The organism is Streptomyces sp. NPDC012935 (assembly GCF_042900345.1).
Taxonomy (GTDB): Bacteria; Actinomycetota; Actinomycetes; order Streptomycetales; family Streptomycetaceae; genus Streptomyces.
Map to the genome: position 1 here is coordinate 1 of NZ_JBIBBC010000109.1, position 1,113 is coordinate 1,113.

The following is a 1,113-nucleotide window of genomic DNA, read 5'->3' on the forward strand; positions in this document are numbered from 1 at the left end:
CTCTGCTGCTCCTGACCAACGCCCTCCAGCCGTCGACGGAGGTGCTCCCCGCACTCGGCCTGCTGCTGCACAACGTGCGCGTGGCCCCCGCCGAGGGCCCCGCCCTCGTCGACACCCCCGGCGCCGACGTCATCCTCGTCGACGGCCGGCGCGACCTGCCGCAGGTGCGCAGCCTGTGCCAGCTGCTGCGCTCCACCGGCCCCGGCTGCCCGCTCGTCCTGGTCGTCACCGAGGGCGGCCTCGCCGCCGTCACCGCCGACTGGGGCATCGACGACGTCCTGCTCGACACGGCGGGCCCCGCCGAGGTCGAGGCCCGGCTGCGGCTCGCCATGGGCCGCCAGCAGATCGTCAACGACGACTCCCCCATGGAGATCCGCAACGGCGACCTGTCCGTGGACGAGGCCACCTACAGCGCGAAACTGAAGGGCCGGGTCCTGGACCTCACCTTCAAGGAGTTCGAGCTGCTGAAGTACCTCGCCCAGCACCCGGGCCGCGTCTTCACCCGCGCCCAGCTCCTCCAGGAGGTCTGGGGCTACGACTACTTCGGCGGCACCCGGACGGTGGACGTGCACGTACGGCGGCTGCGCGCGAAGCTCGGCCCCGAGCACGAGTCGCTGATCGGCACCGTCCGCAACGTCGGTTATCGATTCGTTACCCCGGAGAAGCCCGAACGGTCCGCGGAGGAGCCGAAGGCCACTGCGGGGCGGGCAAAGCCGGCGGATGCGGACACAGCGGCCGCCCTGGACGCCGCCGAGGTCCGGGCCGACGCGTAGCGGCACCCCGGGCGGGGCGCACCGGCGCGGCCGGGCCCCGTCCGGCATACGGGACGCTTCCGCACGCCCTGCCCAGAGCGGGTCCATCCGCGTAGACTCCGCGCGTGGCCAAGGTGACTCGCGATGACGTCGCACGACTGGCGGGGACATCCACCGCCGTCGTCAGCTATGTCATCAACAACGGACCCCGGCCGGTCGCCCCGGCCACCCGCGAGCGCGTGCTCGCCGCGATCAAGGAGCTGGGCTACCGGCCCGACCGGGTCGCCCAGGCGATGGCCTCGCGGCGCACGGACCTCATAGGCCTGATCGTGCCGGACGCCCGCCAGCCCTTCTTCGGGGA

The 1,113-nt window shown here is 73.1% G+C and carries 2 protein-coding genes; both read left to right on the forward strand.

Features of this window, described 5'->3' with window-relative positions:
• The first annotated feature begins 2 nt into the window (after positions 1–2).
• Entirely contained in the window at positions 3–773 is a 771-nt protein-coding gene (locus ACFY5C_RS41910; RefSeq protein ID WP_389455356.1) for a response regulator transcription factor, read from the forward strand.
• A gap of 104 nt (positions 774–877) precedes the next feature.
• On the forward strand, positions 878–1,113 hold a 236-nt coding region (locus tag ACFY5C_RS41915; RefSeq protein ID WP_389455358.1), incomplete at its 3' end, for a LacI family DNA-binding transcriptional regulator.